This window comes from Amycolatopsis cihanbeyliensis, from assembly GCF_006715045.1.
Classification (GTDB): domain Bacteria; phylum Actinomycetota; class Actinomycetes; order Mycobacteriales; family Pseudonocardiaceae; genus Amycolatopsis; species Amycolatopsis cihanbeyliensis.
Genome location: NZ_VFML01000001.1, coordinates 6,260,159 through 6,286,745, shown reverse-complemented (window position 1 = coordinate 6,286,745; position 26,587 = coordinate 6,260,159). Strand labels below are relative to the sequence as shown.

Genomic DNA, 26,587 nt, shown 5'->3' with positions numbered 1-26,587 from the left:
AACGCTCCTATCGCGGCACACACCGCGATCAGCACAGCCTGGGAACCCGTGCCGATGCCCGAGACCTGTCGGCCGGTTGAGCTCGTGACGCGTGGCAGCCACACGTCGCGTAGCAACCTCTGGAACAACTGGAGCACTCCTGCGCCAGACAGGACGACGAATACAACCACAGCCGCGACCAAGGCCGCCTGGTCCCTGGCAATGATCGATGGCGGATATTCTTGATCTGCACCAATCCACCTCGTCAGCGGCGTCCACAGCGTGGAGACCGCCAGGCCTGCCCATACAGCAGAGAGTGCCAATACTCCCCACGAAGATCGTCTGAACCTGCCGACGGTGATCTGCCGGGTCGTCACCCGGTGGCACAAACGCCAGCAGGTCACGTCCAGGGCGGCCGTCGCGGCCAGCAACGCCAGGCTCCGAACATCCAGGGGCCAGAGAATCAGTCTCGTCAACGTGAAACCAGAAATGAAACCGGACATGGATATGGTGTGCGCGATGAACCAGCGAACTGGTGAAGGTGCTCGAAACCGTTCTGTGGCGATCGGTGTCGGGCTGACACCGTTCTCGACGAGCCCGGTGTCAGAGCGCCGCAATGCGAACAGTAGGAAGGACAGGTTGTCCGGGCGGCGTTCACGGAAGTCCAGCCATTGCCGGCGCCGCAATTTCTCGGCGTCAGCATGAAGGTGCATGTTGTCTAGCAGGACGCAGATCGCACGGGCGCCGATCTGCTCGATCCGCCGCGCTGCCTCCGGCCACGAGACATGGGAACTGACCAGCACAAGAACCCACCCGGCCCGGGACGCGCCGCCCGCAAAACCTGCCTGCCGGCAGGACTCGGTCAACAGTTTCGCGATCGGCCGATCCGCGTGAGCCAGGGGTACCACCTCGACGGCGGGTTGCTCAGGCGAAGGTGGTAGACCAGCCCCTCGAGCAAAGTAAGACCTCAGGGCGATCAGAAAGGACGTGGTCTGCCGATCGGGAATGTACCGCTGATCGGCGTTTTTGAACTCTTCCATGGCCCGCCGGAGTTCGCGCCATCGCGGTCGTCGTGTTTGGACGATCCGACCGCGATGGTGATCGGCGCCCTTCCCCGTCGGTAACCACAGATGCAGCGTTCGCGAACTGACAACCAAGATGACGCCAACGACCGCGCACCCGGCCCCGCTTGCCAGCAGTGTTCGCAAAACCCCTGTATCAGCCGCGATCCCAGGGGGAACGGGATATACCTGCTCCATGACCGAGGTAGAAAAGAACTCACCGCCAGATGGAGTCCTTCCGATAGGTGCGACCCCGAGGAAGACCGTCAACCCGAACATGGCAGACGCGCCGCTACCCACCGCCAGCGAGACCCATCCGCTGCGGCGGCGCAAGAGTCCGCTACAGAGGGCCACGACACTCGCCGCCAGCAAAGCGATCAGCAAGGTCATGCCCAGCAGCGGCAGTATCGCGGCAAGCCATCGCTTCGCACGCAACCCTTCGAGCGCGCTCACGTTCCCCATCCAGCTGTCGCCGGTGAAGACGTCGGGGACCAGGCGTGCCACTGCGAAATCCAAGTTCACCATGAGCGTCGTGGCCCAGATGAAGGCAATAGCGGTGAAGGCCAACAACGTGGCCGTCGCGGCAACTGGGGTGGGCATCCGACTGGGCAGTCCCCAACGGTTCCTGCGGGGCGCGGCTGGAGTCGGTTCGATGCGCGCATTGGCGATCACCGCACCAAGCGCTGCCGTTCTGCTCCAGAACCGCGTGCGCAGGTCATATACGGGTGCGTCGGAAAGCTCGTCGGGTAGTTCGACCGCCTCGACCACGCCGATGTAGATCGGGATGCCACGTTCCAATGCCCGCGACCACTCGCGCCGCACATAGGGGGAGGCAATCGCGGCGCGGGAAGCCACAAGCAGCAGGGCATCGGCGTCCTCAAGACCTTGATCCAACTTCCTTTCCCAGTCGTCTCCCGGCCGCAGACGCTGCACGTCAAGCCAGGGCTGGAGGGCGCCGTGGGATCTCAATGTCGCCGCCACAGCTTCGGCAAAGTTGAACTCATGCCGCGAATAGCTCACGAACACGGTCATCGACCGCCGGGTGCTGTCAACGCCATCGACCGGTGCCGGTGTCCCGGCGGTACCGGCCGATGACGCGATCCCAGTGGTTGGGCAAGCCCCTCTCGAGCGGTCGTCCTCCTCGGCCATGGCTGTCATGATGCCCAGCCATGTTTCGAGCCGCCTCGACTCCGGTCAGCATCACCTCAACGGCGCAACCTCGCATCGGACACGCCAGGGCAACCGGCCGCACGCTCTCAATGGCCATCGCCTGTATCCCCGGATCACCTCAATGCGCCGCAAGCTCGCGAGCGACACCAGATGTCATCCGCCATGGGAGGCCCGCCACATGGTGTGCTCGCGACTGATCGCTTCCTCGGCGTCGGCGACAGTGGCAGACCACTCCGGTTCGGGCATATCGCGCGTCAACAGGTCGCCGATCACGCTCAGTTCATTGGTGGCCACGGCGTACGCGGTCGCGGTCGCGGTGTACTGGTTGGCCGACGACCACGCGGCGAGTCCGGACACTGCGGCGGCCACGATGCCGGCGAGGTCGATGTCGACCGCCCCGAACGCCTTGGCCAGCGCAGCGGTCACGCCCACCAGTTCGAGCGCCAACCCGGCCCGCCGCAGCACCGAGGCCCTCCGCCGGTGATGCTCCGCTTTGTCGGCGTACCACCGTTGCTGGTCGTGGATGCGCCCACTGAGGTACGCCGACCTGCGCTCGTCGAGCGCGCCCTCGCGCAACCTGCGCATGCGGTCGCTGATCGTGCCGCTCCGGTTGGGCACCATGGGCACCTGCGGCAGGTCGCCCTGTAACGCCCTGATCCGCTGGAGGAAGAGCCGGTCCGCGTCGTCCGCGGTCAGGGACAGCGGGAACGGCGATGCGCCGACCGCGTAGCGCCACGTCAGTGTCTTCGCCGACTCCGCGAGGGCGCGCCCCTGATACCACGTTCTGCTTGGCTGCGCACGCAGCACGGCGATGTCGACGATCAGCGCGCCGACGAAGGCCAGCGCCGTCACCACGGCTGCGATGTCGATACCTTTCGAGCCGATCCGTACCGTGAACGCCGCCGCTGCTGCGGCCAGCACGGCGAGCAGCAACCGGGCACCCGATGCCCGCAAGTAGGACCGCTGGCCGCGCCCCGAGGCAGCGTCCGCTGCCTGGAACAATCCTGGATAGTCGTCGCCCGTGAGGCCGGTGTTGTTCGTGGTCACGTCGCGAGTTTTCCGCAAGGGTGTCCGCGCCCCGCGGGACACCCAGGACTCGGCGCGCCTCGAACGCCCCTGTGCCCGGTAAGTTTGTTGAGCCACCCCAGGTCTGTTCAACGAGGGAGGGCGGTAAACGCGGAGTGGCCAGCCGCTGGTGCTGGACACAGTGAGCGAACTGGCCGGGTACGTACTCGGCGTGAATCACGTGGTGGAGCTAAGGGGACTCGAACCCTCGACCCCCTCACTGCCAGTAAGAACCCAACATTCCTCTGACCTGCAACGATAGAGAATCTACACGTCAAAGCCTGCCGTTGACTGCCGCTGGTTGCCGTTCCCAGCCGTTCGACGCGCACCTGTGCTCCAGGATCGCTCCAGCAAGCCCAGTGTGAACGCCGTACGCATTTTGAATGCCGTACAGCCTGTGTGGACGTTAGCGCGCTCGTTGAGGCCCTCGCGCTGGCGCCTGCGCTGCCCGCAGCGTCGAGCGAGCCGCACATCATACTCAGGTAGCTCCAGTGCGGAAGCGGGCAACGTCTGTTGACTGGGACAACAGCTCCCATCGCCTCGTCATCGGAATCGGGGACGACAGGCTGGCCCGACGGCTGCTCGTCGCCGAACATCTTTGTGCTGGCATCTACACGGGCACTTGCTAGCCGATCGCCAAGGCACTCTGCCGTCCGAGTGGTTGATGGCTTAGAGATCAGTTCAGAATGAGTGGGTGTGTCGGTGTTGCTGATGCGGCAGGGTGTTCCAGACTTGCCGGGTGCGCGAGGAGGTCCTGACCGATGAACTGTGGGCAAGGCTGGAACCGCTGATCCCGGTGCCACCACGACGCTTGCGCTATCCGGGTCGCAAGCGTGTCGGTGACCGCGCGGCGCTGGAGGGGGTTTGTAGGTGGCGCGCTCGGGTATCGGCTGGAACCGCCTGCCGCCCCGGTTGTTCGGCGCTTCCGGGGCTACCTGCTGGCGGCGGCTGACCGAGTGGCATGAGGCGGGAGTGTGGCAACAGTGGCATGAGCGCCTGCTCGCCGAACTCCGCACCGCCGGGCTCCTGGACCTGTCTCGCGCTCTGGTGGACTCTGCGCACCTGCGGACTCTCAAAAGGGGGAGCACACTGGGCCGAGCCCGGTCGATCGACGCAAGCTCCGTTCCCAGCACCACCTGATCACCGACGCGAGCGGAGTGCCCCTGGCGGTGACGCTGACCGGCGGGCACCGTAACGACGTCACGCAGTTGATCCCGCTGACCGATGCCGTTCCGCCCATCCGGGGCGTGGTGGGGCGGCCGAACCAGCGGCCACGGTACCTCTACGCCGACCGGGGCTACGACCACGACAAGGACCGCCGTCTTGTCCGCGCTCGCGGCATCACACCCGTGATCGCCCGCCGTGGCGGCGAGCACGGTTCCGGCCTGGGCACCGTGCGATGGCCGGTCGAGCGCACCTTCGCCTGGCTGCGAGGCTTCAGACGACTCCGCATCCGCACCGAACGACGAGCCGATGCCCACCAGGCCACCCTCAGCCTGGCCTGCTCAGTCATCTGCCTCCGCAAACTCATTTCGAACTGATCACTAAGTCGACGGCGTATTCGTCAGGTGCCTCATCGCCGCCAGGGTCTGGTTGACGGTGGCCGGGAGGTCGGAGTCGCCGTGCTGGTTGAGCCAGCGGGTCACCGCTATCCGGAACGTGGTCACGGTGATCTCGGCCGCCAGCTGGGCCGTCAGGTCGTCGACGCCGCGGTCGCGGAAGCCCTGCTCCAGGGCCTGCGACATCAGCGAGTACTTGCGCAGCTCGCGCTCATGCAGGGCGGGTTCGGCGTCGATCGCGGCCCGTCGGCGTAGCAGGTAGTCGAGGCTGCGGCCCTCGAAGATCTCGGCCGCGGTGGGGGCCAGGCCCTCGGTGATCAGTTCCATCGCGCCGAGCGACGGCGGGGCCTCGGCCATGAGGCGGGCCACCCGCTCGGGCACCAACTCCTCGCCGGCGAACAGCACCTCACGCTTGTCGGCGAAGTGCCGGAAGAACGTACGGGTCGTGAGCCCGGCCCGCGCCGTGATCTGCGGCACGGTGGTCTCGGTGAAGCCCTGCTCGAGGAAGAGATCGAGCGCGGCCTGCTCGAGCCGTTCTCGCGCACCCGGCTGCCATCGACCCATGCGGCAAATTCTAGTGATGACATGTCATGTCGTTGCTATGCGATAGTGATGACACGACGTGCCATGGCTGTTGGAGGCGAACATGACGGGGCAGATCTGGGTGCTCGGCGCGACCGGACGGGTCGGCCGGGAGGCGGTGGAGCGTCTGCAGCAGGCGGGCGCCGAGGTGGTGGTGGCCGGCCGCAATCGGGAGCGGCTGACCCAGGTGAGTCCGGACGCCCGGGCGGTGACCGGCTCGCTCGACGAGGTCTGCACGCGGCTGGCCACCGAGACGCCGACCGTCGTGATCAACACGGTGGGCCCGTTTGCGGTCACGGCGCCGCAGGTCGCGCGGGCCTGCCCGCCAGGCACCCACTACGTCGACGTCGCCGACGAACTGAGCGCGTTCGAGCTGCTCCACGGCATGGACCGGGAGGCTGCGGCGACCGGTCGCACGCTGGTCTCTGGGGCGGGCTTCGCGTGCTGGCAACCGAGAGCATCCTGCTGCATCTGCTGACGGTCGAGGAAAAACCTTCGCGAGTACGCGTCGACGCCGTCGCGTCAGTCGCGATCGAACCCGGCGCCCTCGGCGAAGCCCTGGCCGCCACCATCGTGCACGCGATGCTCGACGGCGGCCGCGAGGTGCGGCAGGGCCGGATGGTACGCGCCCGGGCCGGCCGTGCCGCCGAGCGATTGACCACCCCCGACGGCAACGTGGTCACCACCGCTTCCCTCGGCAGCGGCGAGCTCTTCGCGGCCTGGCAGGCCAGCGGTGCCCCGTCGGTGATCGGCGCCTCGGCTCTCGCCCCGACCGACCCGGCCGTCCGAGCGGCCCTGCCGGCGATCGGTAACGTACTGCGTCTGCCCGGCCTGGCCGGCTTCGCCACTCGACGGCTCGCCCGCATCACGACGACCACCGCCAAAGAGCGCCCGCGCCGATCGTCCTGGGGCCGCGCCCGAGTCGAATGGCCCTCCGGTCGCGTGCGTGAGGGCTGGCTACGCACCGGCGAGGGCATGACGTTCACGGTCGGCGCCGTCACCGAGGTGGCCCAGCGCCTGGCCAAGGGCGAGGGCCGCCCCGGCGCGTTCACCCCGGCCAGGCTCTTCGGCCCCGAGGTGGCGCTGGCCGCAGGCGCCGAGTTCGTAGTCACAGACTGAAAGGACTCCGGGGCCCGCCGCGAGGGCGGTCACGCTCAGCCAGCAAGATCCGACGTATTCACAGCCGCTCGCTTGACAAGTGCAGAGAAGCCACCGCCACCATCTCAGCAGCGCGTACGCGTAGCTGCGGACGCTGCCCGATCGTCGACCACGGGTAACGAAGTCACGCAGGTACAGCAGGACGGGCTCGACCGGCAGCCCACCATCGTCCACGACCACGAACGGCACGACCGCGTCCGGAACGCGGGCGACCTGTCCCCAACGCGGCAATCGGATCGCGTTGACCTCGTGCTCGGCACCTACGTCCAACGCCATGCAGCCTCCTCAAGCTCGACTGCATGACTCCTATCGACTTGCACCGCCTCACCAGGCCCGACACGCAGGCGTGTCACCGATCCCGGGCGACTGTGCCGTCCGAGTGCGGTGGGAGCAAGCGAGACCGGTCGGAGACATGGCATCGCTGCAGCCGACATCCGTCGACAGCTCGCGGTCGAGGGCCTGGCATTCGACCGAGTGGGCAACGCTTCTGTCCATGACTCGAATCTGTCGTCCGGCTCGACCTGCAACTGGGTGCCGTTGGCGAAGGTCAACCGCAGCATGCCGGAGTCATGTTCAGCTGACCAGTTGGGTCAGGGCGCGGGCGGCTCAGTCCACAACTCGGGAGGGAGCGGAATGCGGATCTCCGGACGCACGGGACGCACTCGACCGGAGTGGTCACCGTGCAGGACATCGCACCGCCGGGGTCGCAGCCATCGAGCCCAGGTCATCGTCTGCGGGTTCCCAGGACTTCTTCGGACTCGGCCAGGCCCGTGTCGCTGGGTGCCTGGCGCTCGGTGAATACCCGCCGGTGTTGTCTGGCGCGCAGTTCCAGGTGGGCCTGTGCGGGCTTGGGGTAGCCGTAGCGGTCCCGGGCTTCCGCGGGGGTCAGCGTCTCGGGAGTGGTGGCCGGGACGCCGAACAGGATCGGTGCCACGACAGGCGTGGTCGACGGGGACAGCAGGTGCAGCGCGCCCAGCTGGAGCCAGCGGCTGGTCCGGATCAGCCGGAAGGAGAGCCGCATGACCGGCACGATCAGCGCGTCCAGCAGGCGGCTCTGCTGGATGCCCGCCATGTCGCGCATCCAGCGCGGCATCGACGCGATGGTCGCCACGCGCAGGGCACCGGTTACGACCACGGTCGCCGGCCAGTGCACCAGCGGCATCGGGGGCAGCATCACCTCGGCGTGCAACAGGTGGTCCATTGTGGAACGTGCCACCGGGGAGCCGACCAGCCGGGGGCGCATCCGCTCGAAGTAGGCGCGCACGCCGGCGCGGTCGCGCGGGACGTCGGCGGGGTCGCAGGTCTGGAGCTCGGCGGCGGCAGCACATTCCGCCCAGTAGCGGGCCTCCTCGGCCGGGCCGAGCTTGCCGGGACCGTACTTCTCGTAGGCGTAGAGGATCGAGTGCCAGGCGGTCAGGTGAATCCACAGCTGCGACTCGGGGTCGTTGGCGTCGTACGGTTTGCCGCTGGCCGGCTCGATACCAATGCCGACCGAATGGATCTTGACCAGCACGTCGGCGGCTTTCATCGTGTCCCGGGTGCTGGCGAAGGCCACCATCGCGAAGTACCGCAGCGTGCGGTCGTAACGGGCACGCGGCCGGGTTCGGATCGCCTTCGTCGCGTCCACGGAGGCCACCAGCCCGGGCTCGAGCTCCTCGACCACGACCGCGCGCTGGAAGCCCACGGTGAGCGAGGTCGGGTATGACCAGACCTTCCAGGCCACCGAGTCCGGGCCGAAGAAGCCGTGGTCGGCATGTGGCGTGATCCGTGACCGCGCCTTCCGTGCCAGCTCCGCCAGCCGTGCGGTCGACGGCGGCACGTCGGACCCGGCGCCCGTCACCGCGGTCAGCACCGGCAGCGCCACCCGCAGCAAGGCGAGCAGCAGCAGGCCGATCGCGCCGGTGCCGAGCAGGATCGCCACAGTGGCCAGGAAGAACCACGCCGACGGCGCGGGCCAGCGGAGGTCATCCGCATGGAACAGCACACCAGCAGGCACGAGCACCCCGAACGCGACCAGCGCGGCCAACCCCACCGCAGTGCGCCGCAGGTCGCCGTCAACGGTGGCGTGCACGATCAGCACGCCCACGGTGACCGTCAGCACGCACAGCACCCGCAAATCGAGCACGCCCACCGGCCACGGCCACCACGACCCGGCCAGCTCGGGGCGGGCGAAGCACACCGCCCCGGCCGCAACCAGCCCGGTACCCTCGATCCCGGCGATGACGCGGACCCATCCCGGCATCGGCGCAGTGCGCCCGCCACCCTCGACCTCGACCCGGCGAGCGAGCTGAACCGGCACCGTCAGCACCGTGACCAGCAGCCCGAGGCCCAGGCCGAGCAGCCACACGTCCGCGACGGGCATACTGAACGACACCCCGGCAACGGTGAGGTCATGAGCCGGGTTCAGCTCCGCACCATCAAGGGCGACCGCGAGCAGGATGCCACCGGCCAGGACCAGCGGGGCCGAACCGGCGATCCGGGCGTTCGCCCAGTCCGGTTCCAGAGCGGCCAGCACGAACAATACGAACGCGGCGCCGAAACCAGCACCGAGCGTGGTGGCCGTGAGCGGACTCGCCACCGTCCACGCGAACCACCAGTTGGTCGCTCCACTACCCAGGTACAGCACGAGAAACGCCCCGCCACACAGCAGCGCGACCGACCCGAACAAACCGTCCCGGACAGCCGGGTGCAGCGCCTTGCCCACCGGTTCCGGTGTGCGTAGTCGACTGTCCGGGTACTCGGCCGTCGATGCTGCGTTCATGGCCACCTCCCACCACGTGACCGCAGTGTTTCACCCGCGCACGAGACTCCGGAACCATTCTCACCCAATTGCTACCAGCAAGTAGGAAACTGTCGCGGGCGAGTGTCAGCGCTGTGACAAGTGCTCCGGCTACGTACGTACGTACGTGGAGATACCGATGCCGACGACGTCCGGATCAGTCAGGCTCGGCCGGGTTCCGGGAAATTCGCCTCGTGATCATCACCTGCGGGCTCGACAGACAAGGGAGCCGATCCGATGACACCGACGAACAGGGTCTCCCGCCGCGGCCTGCTGGCCGGCGGGCTCGCTCTCGGTGCGGGCGCGCTGCTGACGCCGGCGGCCCGTGCCGCGGGCCGTGGCTGGCCGCGCGGTCCGATCACCGGCGCCGCGGCCCGCGCCGTCGACCCGGCGAAGTTCATGCCCCGGTGGCAGATCCACGAATGGCAGGAGGCCGCGGACGGCATCGGCCTGCGCGCCACCGGCAGTACGGCCCACCACGGTTATGTCGACGGCCTCGCCGCGCGGATGGAGCGCGTCGGCATCAGCGCGGTCACGGCCGAAGGCGTGCCGTTCGACCGCTGGCAACCGTCGAGCTGGAGTCTCGACGTGGTCGGCGGCCATGAAGCCGGGCCGGTCGAGGTTGCGGGGTATCTACCGTACTCGGGCGACACCGGACCGGACGGCGTCACCGCCCGGCTGTGTGCCATTCCGATGCCGGGCACGATCGGGATCGTGAGTGTCGCATCCCCACCGCTGCCGTACCTCCTGCTGGACGTGATCGACTGGGACGCCCCGCTGCAACCGCGCCATGCGCCCGGCTACAACCCTCTCGACCTCTACGCCCGGCCGTGGCTGTCCACCGAGTCACTGATCGACACCATGTCGGCGTTCGAGGCGGCGGGTGCGGTCGGCTTGATCGTGGTGCTCGACGAACCCGCCGAGGCGGCCCGCGGCCGGTACGCGCCCTACGACGGGGTGGTCCGCGACCTTCCCGCGCTGTACGTCGACCGAAACACCGGCGCCGGCCTGCGGAAGGTGGCGCTGGCTGGCGGAAAGGCGCGGTTGAAGCTCGAGGCCGGCGTGCGTACGATGACCACGCCGAACGTGTACGGCGTCATCCCCGGCGCCTCCGACGAGCTGGTCGTGCTGTCCTCGCACACGGACGGTACGCACGGTCTCGAGGAGAACGGGCCGGAAGCGATCCTCGCGATAGCGCAGTACCTCGCACGAATCCCCCGCGACGAGCTGCCGCGCTCGATCCTCGTGCTGATGAGCACCGGGCATCTGGCGGGCACGTCGCCGGGAACCACGGAGTTCCTGCGCCGGCACGCCGACGACCTCGTGGCGCGCACCGCCGCCGCGATGAGCCTGGAACACCTCGGCGCGCGCCCGTGGCTGCCCGGCCCCGACGGCGAGTACGAGATCGCGCCCGGCTACGAGCCGGGCGTCGTGTTCTCCTCCCCGCACGTCGAGATGGTCAAGGCCGGGCGGCGCGCGCAGGACCGTCAGCGGATCGGCGACAACCGTGTGCTGCGGCCGTTCAAGCCCGACCCCACGCTCTCCTCGCCGAGCGGATTCTGGTGGCCCGGCGACGGTGAACCGCTCTGGCGCACCGCCGGCCTGCCGTCGTTGCAGTACATCAGCGGGCCGACCTACCTGCTCAATGCCGGCATGCCGACGATGCGCTTCGTCGATACCGCGGTCATCCGACGTCAGGCCATCGCGTTCACCGACGCCACCCTCGAGCTCGTCCGCATGCCCCGGTCCCGCCTCGACAAGCGCCGTCTCGACGATCCTTCGACCGTACTCGACCTGCTCAGGGCTCTGCTGCCCACGAGGTCCTGACCGGACCGTTACACGCCGGATGTCGACCTGATCCAGCCGCGACAAGTGCCGATGTGGTCATGGAGCGAGCTGCCCCCTGCGACCGCGACGTTCACCCCGACCTGCTTACCGTTAACCATGGCAGGGCCTCCCGAATCGCCGCGGCCGAGCATGCCGCCGATGCGATCGGCGCGGACCCTCCCGCCGGATGCGGAGGTCACCTTCACGTTCGCCACCTTCAACCGGGTCTGCATGTTTCCGTTCTGGTCCTGCCCCAACCGTAGGCTTGCATGGTGTCGCCGACTCTGACCGTGCCATCGATATTCGCGTACTGCGTCAATACGAACCGGTCCAGCTCCAGCCGCACGGTGGACACCTGGCTGACCTCACCGAAGAACTGGCGCAACCAGGCCGCCTCGCCACCGACGTAGAGCACCTGTGTGGTGCTGTCCGGCGGGTGGCCGGTGTACCAGTATCCGCGTTCCGGGCCGTACGCTCCGGGCAGTCCGCGGTCGCCGGGCGTACCGGCAGCGCGCGGTAGATCATCAGTGGCACGGACAGCGCGTACACCGGCCAGGTCGGCACCCACCGCCACCAGCGGGCGGGGAGCGTCGTTCGATCGTCACCGCGGAGGCGGCGAACAGCACCGCGTGGTGGCGCCGGGCCGGGCAGGGAATGCTGGTGCCCGGCACCACCGCACGGTCCGTGTGTCAGAACTGCCCGCAGTTGTCGGTCGCGGGCTTGCCGGACAGCCGGTCGGCCAGCCAGTTCGCGGAGTTGTCCATGGCCGCCGGAAGCGCTCCGACGTGCGCGAAAGCGGGAGTGGCCGGCAGGTCTTCGAACTGCACGGTGGCGCCCTTGCCACACCAGTCCTCGGCCATCTGCCTACCCTGGCCGTAGGGCACGATGTCGTCGTTCGAGGCGTGCTCGACCAGTACCGGGGCTTCCGGCTTCCGGTTACCGATCTTCACCTCCGCCATGATGGACCTGAACGGCTCCTCGTCGAGATACGCCGACACCGGCCGCCCGTCCCTGGTGAAGTCGCGCGTCCGCGAGAACGGGTACCTGAGCAGCGCCTCCATCGTGCAGATGTCCCTTGCGGTGTTGTACAGCTCCTTGCCCTTCTCGTTGGCAAGCTTGGTCAGAATCTCCGTCTCCGGGTACGCGGTGTTCAACCCCACCAGCGCGAAGCCCAGGAACGCCACGGCATACGAACCGTCCAACGACTTGGCCAACACGGCCAGGTCCGCCGGTGCCGCGCCGACATAGGCGCCCCGGATATCGAGCTCGGGTGCGTAGCTCGGGGCCAACTCGACCGCCGCGGCCGAGCCACCACCACCCTGCGAGTACCCCGTGATCCCTACCGGCCCATCCGCGGGCAGACCGGTGTCCGGCAACCGCTGCGCCGCGCGGATCACATCAAGCACCGCGTGCGCCTGAGCCCCCCGCATCACATAGGTGTGGTCCCCAGGAGTCCCCAGACCCTCGTAATCGGTCTGCGCTACCGCGATCCCCTTCTCCAGCAAGGCGTTGACAAACCCACTCTGGAACAGCGAGGAGGCGTCGCCCTCCCCCTCGCCCGCCATGGTCTTGGACGGCGCACACTTGTCACCAAGACCCGCGGTGAACGGCGCGTAGGCCACGATCGGCCTCGGGCCACCCCCGGTCCACGCCCTGTCCGGCACCATCACCGTGCCGGTCACCGGAATCGCCTCACCCTTCGAGTCCCGACTCAGATACATGATCCGGGTCGCCTTCGAACCGAGGATGAACGACGGCTGCGACTTGATCACATCACCGTCCTGCCCGGCCGGCAGCGGCGACGGTGGAGTGTAGAACGCCTCGTCGGCGCCTGCCGCGGGCGCCCCGGCAACCAGCGCCACCGTGACGGTCACCGACGTCAGTACGGCGGTAAGCCCACGTCGAACCGAAATTGACATGACCATTCTCCATCATGAGAGACGTAAGGTTATCTAGCGGGGTTGCCGCCGTGGCTCCTGCCCGCCGGATGGTCATTTACGCCATGTCCGCGGCCAGCACGACGGAACTACCAATACCCGTATTTCCGTTCTCCGCTTCCTTGCTCGCAGGGGAACCTATGATGCGCCTTCGGTCGGTTGACGGACATCCGTAGAACTACGTATTGGGGTATGTATGACCCCTTCCTCACCATAGTTTTCCCAGCTCAACTGGGGGGCGTGATCAGCAGCTACGCCTTCGGACCGTTCCGGCTTGTCCACCATTACCGCTTTCTTGTCACAGCAACACCGACAAAACGTGGCCTTTCTGTCAGCCAACCTGTTCTGACTTGTCAGCCGGATGAGACCGGCACGACGGCGAATACATCACCGATTGACAAGAACCCGAATAATCCTTGTGCGGCAGGTCAATTTCAAACTACGCTGACACCGGCAGATCCCGGGACCTGGTTCCCGTCGATTGTTTGTCTGCTCCTGTGTTCATTCATCGAGGAAGGAACTGGAAGTGACAACACCTATGCTAAGGAAGACCGGTAGGCGAGCGGCGAAGACGGGGATCCTCGCCGCCGTCGCGGCGGCCACGTTGGGCGTCTTCGGTGCCGGCATGGCGAACGCCGATCCGGTCGAGAAGGACTTCACCTACAAGGGGAGCTTCCCGATCATCGGCGAGCAGCAGGTGGCCGTCCACGTGGAGACGGACATCCCGGCGTCGGCCACCCGCGGCGAGACCGTGACCGCGCCGGTGCATATCGATGTGGACGCCGGTCAGAACGCGGGCGACGGCTTGCGCCTCGTCGGCACGAAGAACGTCTCCGGCGACATCAAGGCCTCGATCACCGTCACCGTGAGCGACGGGCAGTCGGTCCAGATTCCGGTCGCGCTGACCATCGTGCCGCTGGAGATGCCCGCGGAGGGGCCGTTCACGTTCGAGGCCGACGGCACGGTGGAGTTCCAGGTCCCGGGCGGCGTGCCGGCAGGCCCGGCCGAGATCGCGCTCGACCCGGACGTCAGCGCGCACCTGGCGACGGATGGCGCGCTCGGCGAGTTCGACAACGAGCTCACCTTCGACCCGCCGGACCAGGACGGGACGCTCGGCACCGTCGAGATCAAGTAGGTAGATCCGCGACGGTCGGCGACAACGGTTTGGGGCGTCCCTTCCGGGGCGCCCCAAAACCATGTCCAGGCGCTGGTTACCTTCGGTCGGTTACCCAGGCGGCGAGGTGGGCGCGTGAGGTGAGGGCGAGCTTGCCGAGGATGTTGTTCACGTGGGTGGTGGCGGTCCGCGGCGAGATGACCAGTTCGGCTGCGATCTCCCGGCTGGTCATGCCCTTGGTGACCAGCTCGGCGACCTCGCGTTCCCGCTGGGTCAGCGGGTTGTCCGGCGCTGCCGGTTCGCCGAGTACGAACCGCACCGCCTCGTCGCGCGACATACCCCGGCCGTGCCGGTAGTACCGCCGGTGTTCCTGCTCGCCCAGCGCCGCGAACACCTGCCCGGCGACGGTGGCGGCGTGCTCGGTGAACCGGCCGAACTGCCGCGGGTCGGCGCCGATGGCTTTCCACCTGGTGCCGCTGATGCCGAACAGGGTCGCCGCGCGGACCAGGTCACCCCGGCAGGCGGCGGCGCGGCCGAGGGTGTGCACCGCGTGCGGCTCGGCCGAGCGGTTGCCCAGCACCTGCTGCAACCTGAAGGCTTCCAGCCCGGCCCGTTCGGCGGCGCCCGGGTCGCCGAAGAACTCCTCGGCCAGGCTCAGCACCCACCAGTCCCAGGATCGCCAGAACAGCTCGCCGCTCTCCTCGGCGGCGGCGATACTCGCACCAAGCAGCACCCGGGTGTCCTCGATGGTGCCGGTCGTCGCGGCGGCGTGCCGGTGCTGGCACGCGGCGAAGTCCGCGCCCGGCCGCATCCCATGCCGGCGGAACACGGCCAGCGCGCCGGCGAACCGGCCGGCGGGCGGGATGTCCGGCTCGGTGCCGGAGCAGAACTCGGCCAGTCCACGGGAGACCTCGGCGCAGGCGGCGGCGATCTCGTCGCCGGTCTGCCGGGCCAGTTCCCGCCCGGCCCGGACATCGGCCAGGGCCGCGGGCACATCGCCCTGCAGCACAGCGCACCAGGTCCGCAGCCGCAGGCTCAGCGCGCGCTCCGGAGCCTGCGGCGGCACCGCGGCCAGCAGCCTGGTCAGCCACCCGCGCGCCTCGTCCAGCAGTCCGCACACCGCCCAGTAGGCGTCGAGCCGGTTGACCATCCGCAGACCGACGACGGCCTCACCGGACGTGCGGGCGCAGTAGTCCAGTGCCACCCGGACGTTGGCATGCTCCCGGGAGATCCGGCGTATCCAGCCCACCTGGTCAGGGCCGCGCCACCCGGTCTCGTAGCGGGCGGTCAGGCCGGCGCACCAGTCCCGGTGCTCCCGCGTCACCCGCACCCTCTCCCCGGCCTCGGCCAGCCGTTCGGCACCGTACTCGCGCAGCGTCTCCGTCATCCGGTAGCGGGGCTCGCCACCGGTGTCCTCGGTGACCAGCAGCGACTTGCCCGCCAGGTCGTGCAGCAGGTCCGGCACGTCCTCGGGACGTACCCCGGCACCGGCGCAGACCTGTTCGGCCGCGGCGAGGCCGAACCCGCCGGCAAAGACCGAGGCGCGCGCCAGCACTCGCCGCTCGGGCTCCGAGCACAACGCGTAGCTCCAGTCGATCAGCGCGCGCAGCGCCTGGTGCCGGGCAGGGGCACCACGGCTGCCCCAGGTGAGCACGGCCAGCGGGGTGGCCAGCCGCCGCCGCAGCTGGGCCACCGACAACGACCGCAGCCGGACGGCCGCCAGCTCGATCGCCAACGGCAACCCGTCCAGGCTGCGGCACAGCTCGACCAGGTCGCGGTAGTTGTCGTCGGTGACGGTCAGGGACGGCAGCACCGCACGTCCCCGCTCCAGGAACAGCTGGACCGCTCCGTAGGACTCCAGATCGGCGAGCGATCGGACATCCTCGGCCCCGGGCACCGCCAGCGGTGGCACCGGCAGCACTTCTTCGCCGTCGATGCCAAGGGCCTGGCGACTGGTGGCGAGCACGCTCAGCTTCGGGCACGCGGCGACCAGCTCCGCCACGAACCTGGCGCAGCTCGCCACCAGATGCTCGCAGTTGTCCAGCACGAGCAGGAATCGCCGATCCCGCAGATGGTCAACTACGGCCCCGAACCGGTGCCGGGCCGGCTGGTCGGGCAGCCCCAGCCGCGCGGCCACGGTGTCCGCCAGCAACTCCGGCTCCCGAAGTTCGGCCAGCTCGATCACCGCCACGCCGTCGGGGTACTCCCCGGCGACCGCCGCGACGACCCGGCCGGCCAGCCGGGTCTTGCCCACCCCGCCGATCCCGGTCAACGTCACCGGCGAGCCAGTGCCGAGCAGGGTCCGGACCCGTGCCAATTCCCGGCGACGGCCGAGGTAGGTGGTCGGCTCGGCCGGAAACTCGGCCGGAAACACTGCCTCTGGCGAGCTCGGTCCCATTCCCAACTCCACTCCGGACAGCGAGAACAGGTAACGATGTGCAAGTACTACACAGTACTTTGAGTACCGTAGCGTTCTTCAATACTTGCTCGCAAGGGAACAACTGGTGTACGACAGTCATCTGACAGAACAGGACAACCGGGAGCCGGTCGGTATCGTTCATCTGTGGTGAGCAGACGCGCCGGGAGCGCAGGCCCACGTTCCCGCGCGATCGCGCCCACCAGGCATGGCCACGCAGAGGAGGTGCCATGAGCGAGCGGACCGCGACCGGCGTGGAGGCCTTCGCCGCTGTCGGGCAGCGGCTGCCGAGCCGGCACCGGCTCACGGCGGACGAGGTGGCGGCGTCCCAGCGCGCCCGGATCCTGGTGGCCTTCCTGGAGATCGCCGCGGAGAAGGGGTACCCGTCGGTCACCATCGCCGACATCGTGGAACGCGCTGGCGTGTCCCGGCAGGCGTTCTACCACCTGTTTCCCACCAAGCACGCGTGTTTCGTCGCCGCGTTCCGCGCGGGGTCGGCCGTGGCCCTTGGCGAGATCAACCGCCCGCTGAGCGAACTGCCGTACACCGACTGGCGCGGTGGCATCCAGCGGGCGATGGAGAAGTACCTCACGCTGCTGGCCGAGCATCCGAAGGCGACCTGGGCGCTGCAGATCGAGTGCCTGGCCGCGGGCCCGGAGGTCGCCGCGATGTACCACCGGCGGGTCGCCCACCTCGCCGAGCTGTACCGCCTCACCTACAACCACGTGATCCGCAAGGAACACCCGGACCGGCCGATACTACCGGACGAGGCGTTCGACCTTGTGGTCGGCGGCATGTCGGACCGCATCCGCTACTGCCTCTACACCAGGGGCGCCGAGGCGATTCCCGAGCTGGCACCCGTCTTCTTCGCCACTCTCATGACACTGTTCGGCGAGCAGGTCGACTCCGCCGACCCGGCGGCCGGCGCCTGATCGGATTTCCGGTACGCAACCTTACCGGATTTGGCGACGGGCGGCCCAGGCGGCGATCTGGGCGCGATTGGTGAAGCCGAGTTTGGTCGTGATGTGGGCGACATGGGTCTCGGCGGTGCGCAGGGAGATGGCGAGGCGCCTGGCGATCTGGCGGTTGGTCAGGCCCTGGCGGACGAGCTCGGCGATCTCGCGCTGCCGCCTGGTGAGGGGGTCGGGGTCGGCCGGCGCGGAGGCCGGTGTGTCGGTCACGCCGAAGGCGTAGCGCAGTGCGTCGCCTTCGGACATCGCCGCGCCGGCCGTGAAGTGCTTCTCGAACTCGTGCACGCCGAGGGCTTCCCGGGTGCACTGGACGTGCCGGGCGTTCGGAGTCTCGAAGGCAGCCAGCGTGTGCAGGGCGATGCCCTGGATACGGCAGGCGGTCTCGGTGATCCCGTACAAGGTGGCGGCGCGAGCGTGCTCACCCAGGCGACCGGCGACCCAGCCGGCGCTGGAGAGCCATTCGACGTCCCACCGATCCAGCCCGGCCTCCTCGGTGGCCGCCACCAGGTCCTGGAGGTGACGCGCGGCGGTGGCCGCGGCACCGAACTCTGCCTCGATCATGACCAGCCCGGCCAGCAAGTACAGCCGGGCATACAGGTCGCCGTACTCTGTGCTGCGCGCCAGCCCCTCCCGCAGTAGGGCCCTGCCGCCGTCCGGGTCGCCGGAGAAGCCGGTGCTCCAACCGTGGTGGATCAGGGCGACGAGCTCTCCCCGCCGGTTGCCGACCTTGCGGAACCCGGCCACCGCGGTCGAGAAGATTCCGGCGGCACGGCGGGGCTCACCCTGGCACTCGGCGAGGGACCCGGCGGTCAGTTCGGCCCTGGCCATCAGGGACCCGTCGGCGAGGCGTGCCGCGATGCCGTTCGCTTCGGCCACCAGTTCGGCGCAGCGTTGCAGGGCGCCTTCGTGCAGGCAGTAGTCGGCGCTGTACAGCAGGGCCAGGCACCTCCGTGGCCCGCCGGGTGAGGCGTTCGACAGCAGGCGGTCCAGCCAGGTCCGAGCTTCGGCGAGCAGGCGCCACATCTGCCAGTAGAGGTGCAGGTCGGTCGTCATCGCGAGACCGGCATCGGCCTCATCAGGGGTACGCAGGCAGAACTCGATGGCGGCCCGCAGGTTCGGGTGGTCGGGCCGCAGCTGGTGGCACAGCGCCACGGTGTCCAGCGACCCCTCCGCCGCACGCACCCGGCCCGCCCTGGCTGCGTAGCAGTCCCGGTGCCGCCTGCGCGCCCGCAGCGACTCGTCGGTGGACAGCTGCTCCCGGCCGTACTCCCGCAGCGACTCCAGCATGCGGTACCGGTTCTCACCAGCGTGCTCCTGCACGGCCAGCACGGACTTGTCGACCAGGCCGCCGATCAGGTCCACCACGGCGGCCGGCTCGACCCCGTCGCCGCCGCACACCCGCTCGGCCGCGTCCAGGTCGAACGATCCGGAGAACACCGAGGCCCGCGCCCACACCAGCCGCTCCTCCGGGGTGCACAGCTGGTAGCTCCAGTCCACGGTGCCGCGCAGGGTGCGCTGCCGCTGCGGGGCGGTACGCGCAACGCCGGTCAGCAGCGAGAGCCGGCCGGCCAGCCGGTCGGAGAGCTGGCGCACCGACAGCGACCGGACACGGACCGCGGCCAGCTCGATCGCCAGTGGCAAGCCGTCCAGTCCCTGGCTGAGCCGGGCGACATCGGCGTAGTTGTCCTCGGTGATCGCAAAGGACGGCAGGATCAGCTGCATCCGGTCCGCGAGTAGCGACACCGCGTCGTACGCCTGGAGTTCGCCCGCCGACCCGACACTGTCCGGATCCGGCACGGCCAGTGGCGACAGCGGGAACAGTTGCTCACCGGCCACGCCGAGGGGCTGCCTGCTGGTGGCCAGCACGACCACCTGCGGGCAGGCCCGCACCACCGCGGTGGCCACCCGGGCACAGGCATCGATCAGGTGTTCGCAGTTGTCCAGCACGAGCACCATCCGCCGCTCCCGCAGCGCGGCCAGCAGTGTCCGCTCCTCGGACCCGGCCTGGCCGCGCAGCCCGAGCGTCACCCCGACCGCGTTCGCCACCAGCGCGGCATCGGTCAGCTCCGCCAGTCCGACGAACGCCACACCGTCCGGCGGTTTCCCCGCACGCTCGGCCACCATCTGCACGGCCAGCCGGGTCTTACCGACCCCAGGCGGCCCGACCACGGTCACCAACCGCGCGGTGCCCAGCAGCGTCCGCAATTCGGTGACCTCACGACACCGCCCCACATAGCTGGTCCGCCATACTGGCAGAGCATCCACCCTGGACTCACTGACCGCAGCCATACACCACACTCCAGACCAGCACGCACCATAGCTGACCAACGGGGTGACCGTGGCGGCAAAGTGTTGAAGTACTCATCAGTGTTCCGCGTACTGTACAGTTTCTCAACACGATGAGCAAGCAGAAATTCTGCCGTGCTCACTCCTCCCTGAAAGCTGGGAGTGCTAGCGCGCACAAATGTGACAACTGATTCCGAAGCTGTTGACACGGCTTCCGGTCACGTCCACTCTTCGTCCTGGATTCGAGCGTTTAGCCAGGCCGGAGGAGTCAGCTATGCCTCCTTCTGCTCGTCATCTGGTTATTTCCGTGGTGGCAGCCGCGGTGCTGGCAACCAGCGCGGCCGTCGCGTTGAGTGGTTCGGCTGCCGCCGGCCAGCTGGGCGATGACCCGTATCCGGGTGTGGAATGGGAACGCGTTGACCCCGCCGCGGCCGGATTCGACCCCGCCAAACTGGCGCAGATCGCCGAGAAGTTGAAGGCGGGCAACACGAACTGCCTGGTGGTGATCCGGCACGGGCGGCTGGTACTGGAACGGCACCGGCCCCGAGTCCGCCCAGGAAGTCTGGTCAGCGACCAAGTCGGTGTCCAGCACCCTGGACCACCCCGGTGATCTTGGAGGCTGTTGATCCTGGGAAGGATGAGCAGCGTGGCACAGGCGAAGAAGTACCCGGTTGAACTGAAGGAACGTGCGGTGGCGATGGTGCGTGAGTTCGAGCGTGGACTCGGCCCGGGTAACGGGGCGATCGCGCGGGTAGCGCGTCAGCTTGGGGGCACCCGGAGGCGCCGCGGTACTGGTACGGCCAGGATGAGAGGGCCAGCGGCCTTCCGGTGAGCGGGTGTCGGGTTCGGAATCGGATAAAGACGCTCGGATCGCTGAGTTGGAGCGGCGGCTTCGTGAGGTGGAACGGGCGAATGAGATTTTGAAGGCGGCCAGCACCTTTTTTCGCCCAGGAGATGAACCTCCGACCGCCACGTTGACGAAGTTCGTCGATCAGCATCGTGAGGAATTCTCGGTCGAGAAGATGTGCGAGGTTGTCGAGTTCCCGGTTTCAACCTACTACGCGGCGAAGAAACGGGAAAACGAACCGTCGACCCGTGCTGTCCGCGATCAGGAGCTTGTGGTGCACGTCCGACGTGTCTGGAGTGAACAAGGCCGCAGGCTGTACGGGGCGAAGAAGGTGTGGAACGAGTTGCGTCGGGAGGGTATCGACATGGCGCGCTGCACGGTCGAGCGGCTGATGCGCGACCACGGCATGGCCGGAGTGTGCGCCGAGCGCCGCCGGCCGCGCACCACGATCCCCGGCGACCCCAGCGAGCGGCCTCGTGACCCGGTGGAACGGGACTTCCGCGCACCGGCGCCGAACCAACTGTGGGTCACCGACATCACCTATGTCGAACTGGCCGACGGTCGGTTCTGCTACGCCGCGTTCGTCACCGACGCCTTCTCCCGCGCTATCGTCGGCTGGCACGTCTCCGGCAACCTCAAGACCGAACTCGCCCTCGACGCCAGGAGTGCGTGGCACGCGCGGGTCACACCGCGGCGGCCACGCTCCACCTCGCGCCTTCGGCACGGTTGGGGTGCGTGGTGCAGCCCCAATGGACGGCCACGTACCGCACCTGGCCGTCGATCAGCGGCTCGACGTTGGTGCGCTGGGGCACGGTGAGTGGCTGGCCGCAACCGGCGCACGTCTTCTGACGCGCCGCCGCACTCATTGGTCGTCCTCGGACTCGTCAACCAGTTCGGCCGGTTCGTCATCGGTGGCGTAGACCTCGTACAGGTCCAGATACTTCGTCATGGTGGTCCCTCCCACCGCCGAACATTGCGCGGTGCGGCTCAGCACGCGGGCACGTGCCGACTCCGGTAGTTCTTCTTGTGCGCGCTTCCTGGCGTAGAGGCCGAAGAGCTCGTCCACCCGGTAGCGCGGCATTCCCGCGGGGTCCACTCCCACGACGTCCACCAGCCTGCGGTCCACCAGGAAGTCGAGGAGCTTTTCCGCCAGCAGCGGCGCGACGTCACCCACGACGGCCGCCACCCATGCCGGGAAGTCGCGCCCCTGAAGCAGGCTCAGTCTCCACCACAGGTTCCTCGCCTCAGCCGGCAAGCGGCGCACGCTCGGCGCCAGGCTGTCCCGCACGTCGAGTCCGCCGTGAGCGAGTTCGTCCAGTCGCCGCTCCGGATCGCGCAGCCGGTCGGCGAAACGGGCGAGCGAAAGGTACGGCCGGGCGGCAAGCCGCGCACCAGCCGACCTGACGGACAGCGGCAGGTATCCGGCCGCGCGGATGATCTGGTTCCTTGACACCGGCTCGGCGTGGCAGCGATCGGTGCCGACGATCCTGGTGAACAGTTCGACCGCCTCGCCCTCCGGCAACACGCCCACCTCCACCGGACTGACCCCCGGCAGCTCGGTGACGCTGGTGCGGCTCGTGACGAGCACCGCGGCGTCCGGCCCGCCGGGCAACAACTGCTGTACCTGCGCGGCGTCGGCAACGTCGTCAAGGACAACGAGCACCCTTCGCTCGGCGAGAACGCTGCGGTACATCGCCGCCCGCTCGTGCCGAGCAGCGGGAATCCACGAGTCCGGGTAGCCGAGTGCGTGCAGGAATCCGCGTAACACGTCGTCGACGGTGGCGTGCGCACGTTGCGAACCGCCGAGGTCGGCGTAGAGCTGGCCGTCCGGGAACCGGCTCCGGAGCTGATGGGCGATATGGACGGCGAGCGCCGTCTTACCGGCACCGCACCGGCCGAGAAGCGCACAGATCCGCACTCCCCCGCGCACATCCACGTTCAGCAGCCCCAGCACCTCCGCGACGTACCCCGAACGGCCCACGAAGTCGGTAACGTCCGCGGGCAGCTGGCCCGGCGGCCGCACCGGCGGTGGCTGTGGCAGCGGCGCGGCAGCGGACGAGGTGGGACTCCCCGCCAGGATCATGCGCTGCACTTCCTGCAGCCTCGGCCCGGGTTCCAGGCCCAGCTTGGCAACCGTCAACCCGCGACCTTCCCGGTAGGCGGCCAGCGCCTCGGCGCGGCGGTCGTCCGCGGAAAGGGCCAGCATCAGCTGGCAACGGAGCCGTTCCCGTAACGGGTTCTCGTCGACCAGCACGGTCAGCTCGGGGACCAGCCCGGCAGCCACTCCCGAAGCCAGCTCCAGCTCGATGCACTCCTCGAGCACGGCGAGCCTGCGCTTCTCCCAGGTGGCGGCCGCGGCCTGCACGATCATGCTGTTGACCTCGGCGAGCACCGGGCCACGGAACAGGCGTAAGGCTTGGCGGAACCCGGAAATCGCCGCCTGGTTGTCGCCGTTGGTGCGCGCGATCTCGGCCTCGCTCACGTGCCGGTCAAACATACTCGTATCCACCCAATCCTCGCGGAGGTGGAGGGCATAGCCCGACGCCGTCGTCTCGATCAACCCATCCTGTGCCCCGATCCGGGCGAACGACCTGCGTAATCGCCAGACGCAGGTCTGGATCTGCTCGGCGGCGGTCGTCGGCGGGCATCCGTTCCACACCGCCTCCACCAGCCGCTTACTCGAGACAGGCTTGTTCACGTCCAGCAGCAGCAACGCGAGAACGGCGAACTGTCGGCTCTTGCGGGGCAAGACCAACCGTCCGTTGATCGACGCTTCGAGCGTGCCGAGTACACAGAACAACGTAACCCCCAGGACGACTGGCGCCGGATTTCGTTCGCTCCACCGATGATCGTGGTGCGCCGCCCGCCGTACATCACGTGTTCGCGTCAGTCACCGTTCCGGCACGCAGCAGTACCGGCGGCACCGGCCGCGCCGGTTAACCCACATGGCGGTCACGCGATCCCATGATGCCCCGCCTCGCGAGCCAGGACGTGCCGAGTCAAGTCAACCCGGCTGCTCACTCCGAGTTTGGCGAAGCAACGCCGTAAATGGCTGTCGACCGTATGCGGGGAGAGGCGCAACTCGCCGGCGACCTCGCGGTTGGTCAGGCCATGAGCGACCAGCCGGATCACGCGCAGCTCCGACGGTGTCAGGCTCGCCCAGCCCTGCCGGGCGCGGTCGGCGTCCTCCCGGCGTTTACCCCGCACGCCGAGCGCAGACAGCCTACTCCGAACGCGCTTGGTGTCGCGCTGGGACCTGCTGCTGTCATACAGCACCTCGGCTTGCACGACCAGCCTCGACACGTCCGATCGATGGCCGGCGGCGTGCCGAGCGACCGCCAGGTCCTCAAGCGCCGAAGCCGTGGCGAGCGGCCGTGGACCACCCCAGAAGACCTTGACCGCCCTTGCCAGCTCATCGATGTCCTCATGCAGCAGTCCCATGGCATGCGCAGCCGACCCGACCAACGACGTCGAGGCAGGGTTACGCTCGGCGAGCTCGCTCGCGCACTCGGCCGCGGCCTCCGCATCCGCGATCCTGCCGGTACGCGATGCCATCCGCACGACCTGGGCCGCCGCCCTCGGCTCGTGGACGAGCAACGATCGTCCCAGCCACCTTGCGCCGGTCGGGCCCGCATCAGCCAGCCTGTCCAACGCGAGATCGGGACGGCCCTTCGCGTCGCTCAACTCGGTGAGCGCCCAGATGACCTCCACGAAGTCGCCGTCCTGGTCGTCGCCACGCACTTGCGCGGCCCTGCGCAGGTAATCCTCCGCCATGTCAAGATCGGCTCGGTGGATCGACAAACGTGCGAGCAACGCCATCAGGCGCACCAGCGCACCAACCGAGTTGATCCGCTCCGCGGTGCCCAGTGCCGAGTCCGCGTCCTTCCATGCATCGTCCAGCAGGCCCGCGGCCATCCGCAGCTCCGCTCGATACAACCGGTAAAGCGGCCGCGGCCAAGCCGTGCCGAGCCGATCGGCATCGCGCTGCCCGCTCGCGCATACCGATTCGGCCTCCTCGAACTGGTCGGCTGTCGTCAGTACCTGACAGAGGTCCAGCCTGGTGTGCCGCCGCAACGCTTCATCCCCTGCCTGATCGGCGATCCGAACGGACTCCCTTGCCAGCTTCAGGCTCCGGTCGAGTTCGCCTGCCGCCCTGGCGACCAGGCCGCGCACCGCGATTCCGGTGCACTCCGCCGCCGGGGACCGCCCGCCGGAGGAGCGCTCGATGGCCTGCAAGGCCACCCGGTCGGCCGAACCGAAATCCTGCCTGCCGAGCAGGCCGCGAGCCTGTAGCGCGAGCAGGTCGGTCTTGACCGCATCGGGTGTGCTCGCCTTGCCGAGCGCACGAGTGGTGTACTCGACGACCTGGGCGCTGGCGCTGATCCCGAGCAATGCCTCGGACACGGCCAGCAACAGCTGCGCCTGCTCGATGTCTTCGACTCCGTTGCGCAGCCGCCCCTCGGCGAGCGCCGTCGCCTCGACCCCCCGCCCCGCGGTGGCCAGCAACCGTACCGCCTCCGCGACGAACGGCGCTCGCCCTGCCTCGCCAGGACCGAACAGGTCCAGCATCCGGATGATCAGGTCCGCCGCCGTGTTGGGCGCCGCGGGTCCCATCTGTTCGACGACCAACCGGAGTACCTCCGCACCGTCCTCACCAGCGACGTGCCCGCTGCGGATCAGGTGCTCGGCAGCTTCCCCGGGAGAACGGCGTTCACGGCGCGCGACCGCGGCGATCTCGCGGTGCAACGCGGAGCGCACCGGACCGGGCAGCCCAACGTAGAGGGCTTCCCTGATCAGGTCATGCCGGAAAGTCAACTCCAGGCCGTCGCCAACCAGAACAGCGGCATGGATCGCCTCCGTGGTCATCGCGAGCAGCTCCGGTATGTCGCAGCCGGTCAGCACGGCGACCTCGTGCACCGTGAACGGCCTGCCGAGCACGGACGCCGCGGACAGCATCCGCCGAGTCTCGGCCGAGAGGGTGAGCAGATACTGGTCCACCACGGCGACGAAGCCATCCGGCAGCCCTTCCGCACCGGCGAGCACCGCTGTGCCCTCGACGACGCGCACTCGCCCCGCGATCCAGGCCGCGGTGAGCAGCCCCTCCAGCAGAAACGGGTTGCCGTTGCAACGGGCGGCAAGCTCGACTACCTCCGCGTCGGGTTCCGCAGCCAAGAGGTTGGTGCACATATCGGCCGTGGCCTTCGGCGAAATGGGTCCCAATCGGTGCAGGCCTGCGCCCTGAGTCAGCAGGTGGTCGATACTGGCTTGCGCGCGGCCCCCTGCCGGGACAGGCCTGCGGGTCAACAGCCATATCACCGGCCTCGCGGGCGGCGCGTTGACCAGGACCCGCAACATCAGTGTGGTTACCTCGTCCGCCCAGTGCGCATCGTCCAGCGCGACAAGCACGGGCCTGCGGGCAGCCCAGCCGTCAAGGCGGGCACGGACCTCGGCGACCAGTGCGCCTGGGTCCTGCACGGAGCTGACCAGGCCAAGCGCACTGGCCTTGCCCAGCGGCCCCCCTGCCTCGAACAGCCCACGCAGCGCGCGTGCCGGAACGAGACTGTCCAGCTCACAAGCCTGAGCGCGGACAACGACGAAATCGCGGGCATGGGCCTGCGCGACCAGGGCGTCCAGCAACCGGCTTTTGCCGATGCCGGCGACGCCCTCGACCACGACGCAACCGCCCCGCCCGTGTTGAGTGTCATCGAGTGCACGGCTCAACTCGGAGAGCGATTCTTCTCTTCCCACCAGTGGAAACATCTTCGGCTTCTCTCGCCAGCCACACTGACCCTTGGTACGGCACCACGACAGTAGCGAAGCATGTGTGAACGATGCA

General features: G+C 68.6%; 19 protein-coding genes and 1 pseudogene. 9 read left to right on the top strand and 11 right to left on the bottom strand.

What is annotated here, in order from left to right; translation table 11 throughout:
* On the bottom strand, positions 1–2,072 hold a 2,072-nt coding region (locus FB471_RS28665; RefSeq protein WP_170220966.1), incomplete at its 3' end, for a toll/interleukin-1 receptor domain-containing protein.
* A 291-nt stretch (positions 2,073–2,363) separates the two neighbouring features.
* A complete protein-coding gene (locus FB471_RS28660) occupies positions 2,364–3,257 on the bottom strand; it encodes a DUF4231 domain-containing protein (protein WP_170220965.1) in 894 nt (297 codons plus the stop codon).
* Between the two features lie 757 nt (positions 3,258–4,014).
* Here FB471_RS28660 and FB471_RS28655 point away from each other — a divergent pair.
* Positions 4,015–4,816, top strand: a pseudogene (locus FB471_RS28655) (IS5 family transposase).
* Between the two features lie 3 nt (positions 4,817–4,819).
* Here the strand turns inward: FB471_RS28655 and FB471_RS28650 are convergent.
* Positions 4,820–5,398 carry a TetR/AcrR family transcriptional regulator gene (locus FB471_RS28650; protein ID WP_142001408.1) on the bottom strand — a complete coding sequence of 193 codons (579 nt, stop codon included), beginning with the start codon at positions 5,396–5,398 and terminating at the stop codon, positions 4,820–4,822.
* An 82-nt stretch (positions 5,399–5,480) separates the two neighbouring features.
* On the opposite strand from FB471_RS28650, the gene FB471_RS35380 reads away from it, so the two are divergent.
* Together FB471_RS35380 and FB471_RS35375 are read left to right on the top strand one after the other, a co-directional pair.
* Positions 5,481–5,894 carry a saccharopine dehydrogenase NADP-binding domain-containing protein gene (locus tag FB471_RS35380; RefSeq protein ID WP_246076644.1) on the top strand — a complete coding sequence of 138 codons (414 nt, stop codon included), beginning with the start codon at positions 5,481–5,483 and terminating at the stop codon, positions 5,892–5,894.
* Positions 5,858–6,535 carry a saccharopine dehydrogenase family protein gene (locus FB471_RS35375; RefSeq protein ID WP_246076643.1) on the top strand — a complete coding sequence of 226 codons (678 nt, stop codon included), beginning with the start codon at positions 5,858–5,860 and terminating at the stop codon, positions 6,533–6,535. Before FB471_RS35380 ends, FB471_RS35375 begins: the two co-directional genes overlap by 37 nt.
* Before the next feature lie 299 nt (positions 6,536–6,834).
* Here the strand turns inward: FB471_RS35375 and FB471_RS36025 are convergent, their stop codons facing one another.
* Together FB471_RS36025 and FB471_RS28640 are read right to left on the bottom strand one after the other, a co-directional pair.
* A complete protein-coding gene (locus FB471_RS36025; protein ID WP_425457089.1) occupies positions 6,835–7,134 on the bottom strand; it encodes a hypothetical protein in 300 nt (99 codons plus the stop codon).
* A gap of 164 nt (positions 7,135–7,298) precedes the next feature.
* A complete protein-coding gene (locus FB471_RS28640) occupies positions 7,299–9,335 on the bottom strand; it encodes an oxygenase MpaB family protein (RefSeq protein WP_246076642.1) in 2,037 nt (678 codons plus the stop codon).
* 255 nt (positions 9,336–9,590) lie between these two features.
* Between FB471_RS28640 and FB471_RS28635 the strand changes: the two genes are divergently transcribed.
* Positions 9,591–11,180, top strand: coding sequence for a PA domain protein (locus tag FB471_RS28635; protein ID WP_142001407.1), 1,590 nt, complete (start codon positions 9,591–9,593; stop codon positions 11,178–11,180).
* 217 nt (positions 11,181–11,397) lie between these two features.
* Here FB471_RS28635 and FB471_RS28630 read toward each other — a convergent pair whose 3' ends face one another.
* Together FB471_RS28630 and FB471_RS28625 are read right to left on the bottom strand one after the other, a co-directional pair.
* Complete coding sequence (locus FB471_RS28630) at positions 11,398–11,754, bottom strand: hypothetical protein (protein WP_211358170.1); 357 nt, start codon at positions 11,752–11,754, stop codon at positions 11,398–11,400.
* A gap of 115 nt (positions 11,755–11,869) precedes the next feature.
* Positions 11,870–13,099, bottom strand: coding sequence for a lipase family protein (locus FB471_RS28625; protein ID WP_142001405.1), 1,230 nt, complete (start codon positions 13,097–13,099; stop codon positions 11,870–11,872).
* Between the two features lie 258 nt (positions 13,100–13,357).
* On the opposite strand from FB471_RS28625, the gene FB471_RS28620 reads away from it, so the two are divergent.
* Positions 13,358–13,675, top strand: coding sequence for a hypothetical protein (locus FB471_RS28620; protein WP_142001403.1), 318 nt, complete (start codon positions 13,358–13,360; stop codon positions 13,673–13,675).
* Entirely contained in the window at positions 13,656–14,252 is a 597-nt protein-coding gene (locus tag FB471_RS28615; protein WP_246076641.1) for a DUF6801 domain-containing protein, read from the top strand. The genes FB471_RS28620 and FB471_RS28615 overlap by 20 nt, the downstream gene beginning before the upstream one ends.
* Before the next feature lie 76 nt (positions 14,253–14,328).
* On the opposite strand, the gene FB471_RS28610 is transcribed toward FB471_RS28615, so the two are convergent.
* Positions 14,329–16,629 carry an ATP-binding protein gene (locus FB471_RS28610; RefSeq protein WP_142001400.1) on the bottom strand — a complete coding sequence of 767 codons (2,301 nt, stop codon included), beginning with the start codon at positions 16,627–16,629 and terminating at the stop codon, positions 14,329–14,331.
* A 248-nt stretch (positions 16,630–16,877) separates the two neighbouring features.
* Between FB471_RS28610 and FB471_RS28605 the strand changes: the two genes are divergently transcribed.
* Positions 16,878–17,579, top strand: a complete 702-nt coding sequence (locus FB471_RS28605) for a TetR/AcrR family transcriptional regulator (RefSeq protein WP_142001398.1) — start codon at positions 16,878–16,880, stop codon at positions 17,577–17,579.
* 21 nt (positions 17,580–17,600) lie between these two features.
* On the opposite strand, the gene FB471_RS28600 is transcribed toward FB471_RS28605, so the two are convergent.
* On the bottom strand, positions 17,601–19,907 hold the full coding sequence (locus tag FB471_RS28600) for an ATP-binding protein (protein ID WP_142001397.1): 2,307 nt from the start codon (positions 19,905–19,907) through the stop codon (positions 17,601–17,603).
* Positions 19,908–20,178: 271 nt separating this feature from the next.
* Here FB471_RS28600 and FB471_RS28595 point away from each other — a divergent pair, with 271 nt between their 5' ends.
* Positions 20,179–20,514 (top strand): hypothetical protein, encoded by a 336-nt coding sequence (locus tag FB471_RS28595; RefSeq protein WP_142001396.1) that lies wholly within the window; start codon positions 20,179–20,181, stop codon positions 20,512–20,514.
* Positions 20,515–20,740: 226 nt separating this feature from the next.
* A complete protein-coding gene (locus tag FB471_RS28590) occupies positions 20,741–21,568 on the top strand; it encodes an IS3 family transposase (protein WP_142001394.1) in 828 nt (275 codons plus the stop codon).
* A gap of 45 nt (positions 21,569–21,613) precedes the next feature.
* Here FB471_RS28590 and FB471_RS28580 read toward each other — a convergent pair whose 3' ends face one another.
* Together FB471_RS28580 and FB471_RS28575 are read right to left on the bottom strand one after the other, a co-directional pair.
* A complete protein-coding gene (locus tag FB471_RS28580) occupies positions 21,614–23,500 on the bottom strand; it encodes an AfsR/SARP family transcriptional regulator (protein ID WP_142001392.1) in 1,887 nt (628 codons plus the stop codon).
* A 203-nt stretch (positions 23,501–23,703) separates the two neighbouring features.
* The gene (locus FB471_RS28575; protein WP_142001391.1) at positions 23,704–26,511 is read right to left on the bottom strand and encodes an ATP-binding protein; all 2,808 of its coding nucleotides are present in this window, start codon (positions 26,509–26,511) and stop codon (positions 23,704–23,706) included.
* Positions 26,512–26,587: the final 76 nt, after the last annotated feature.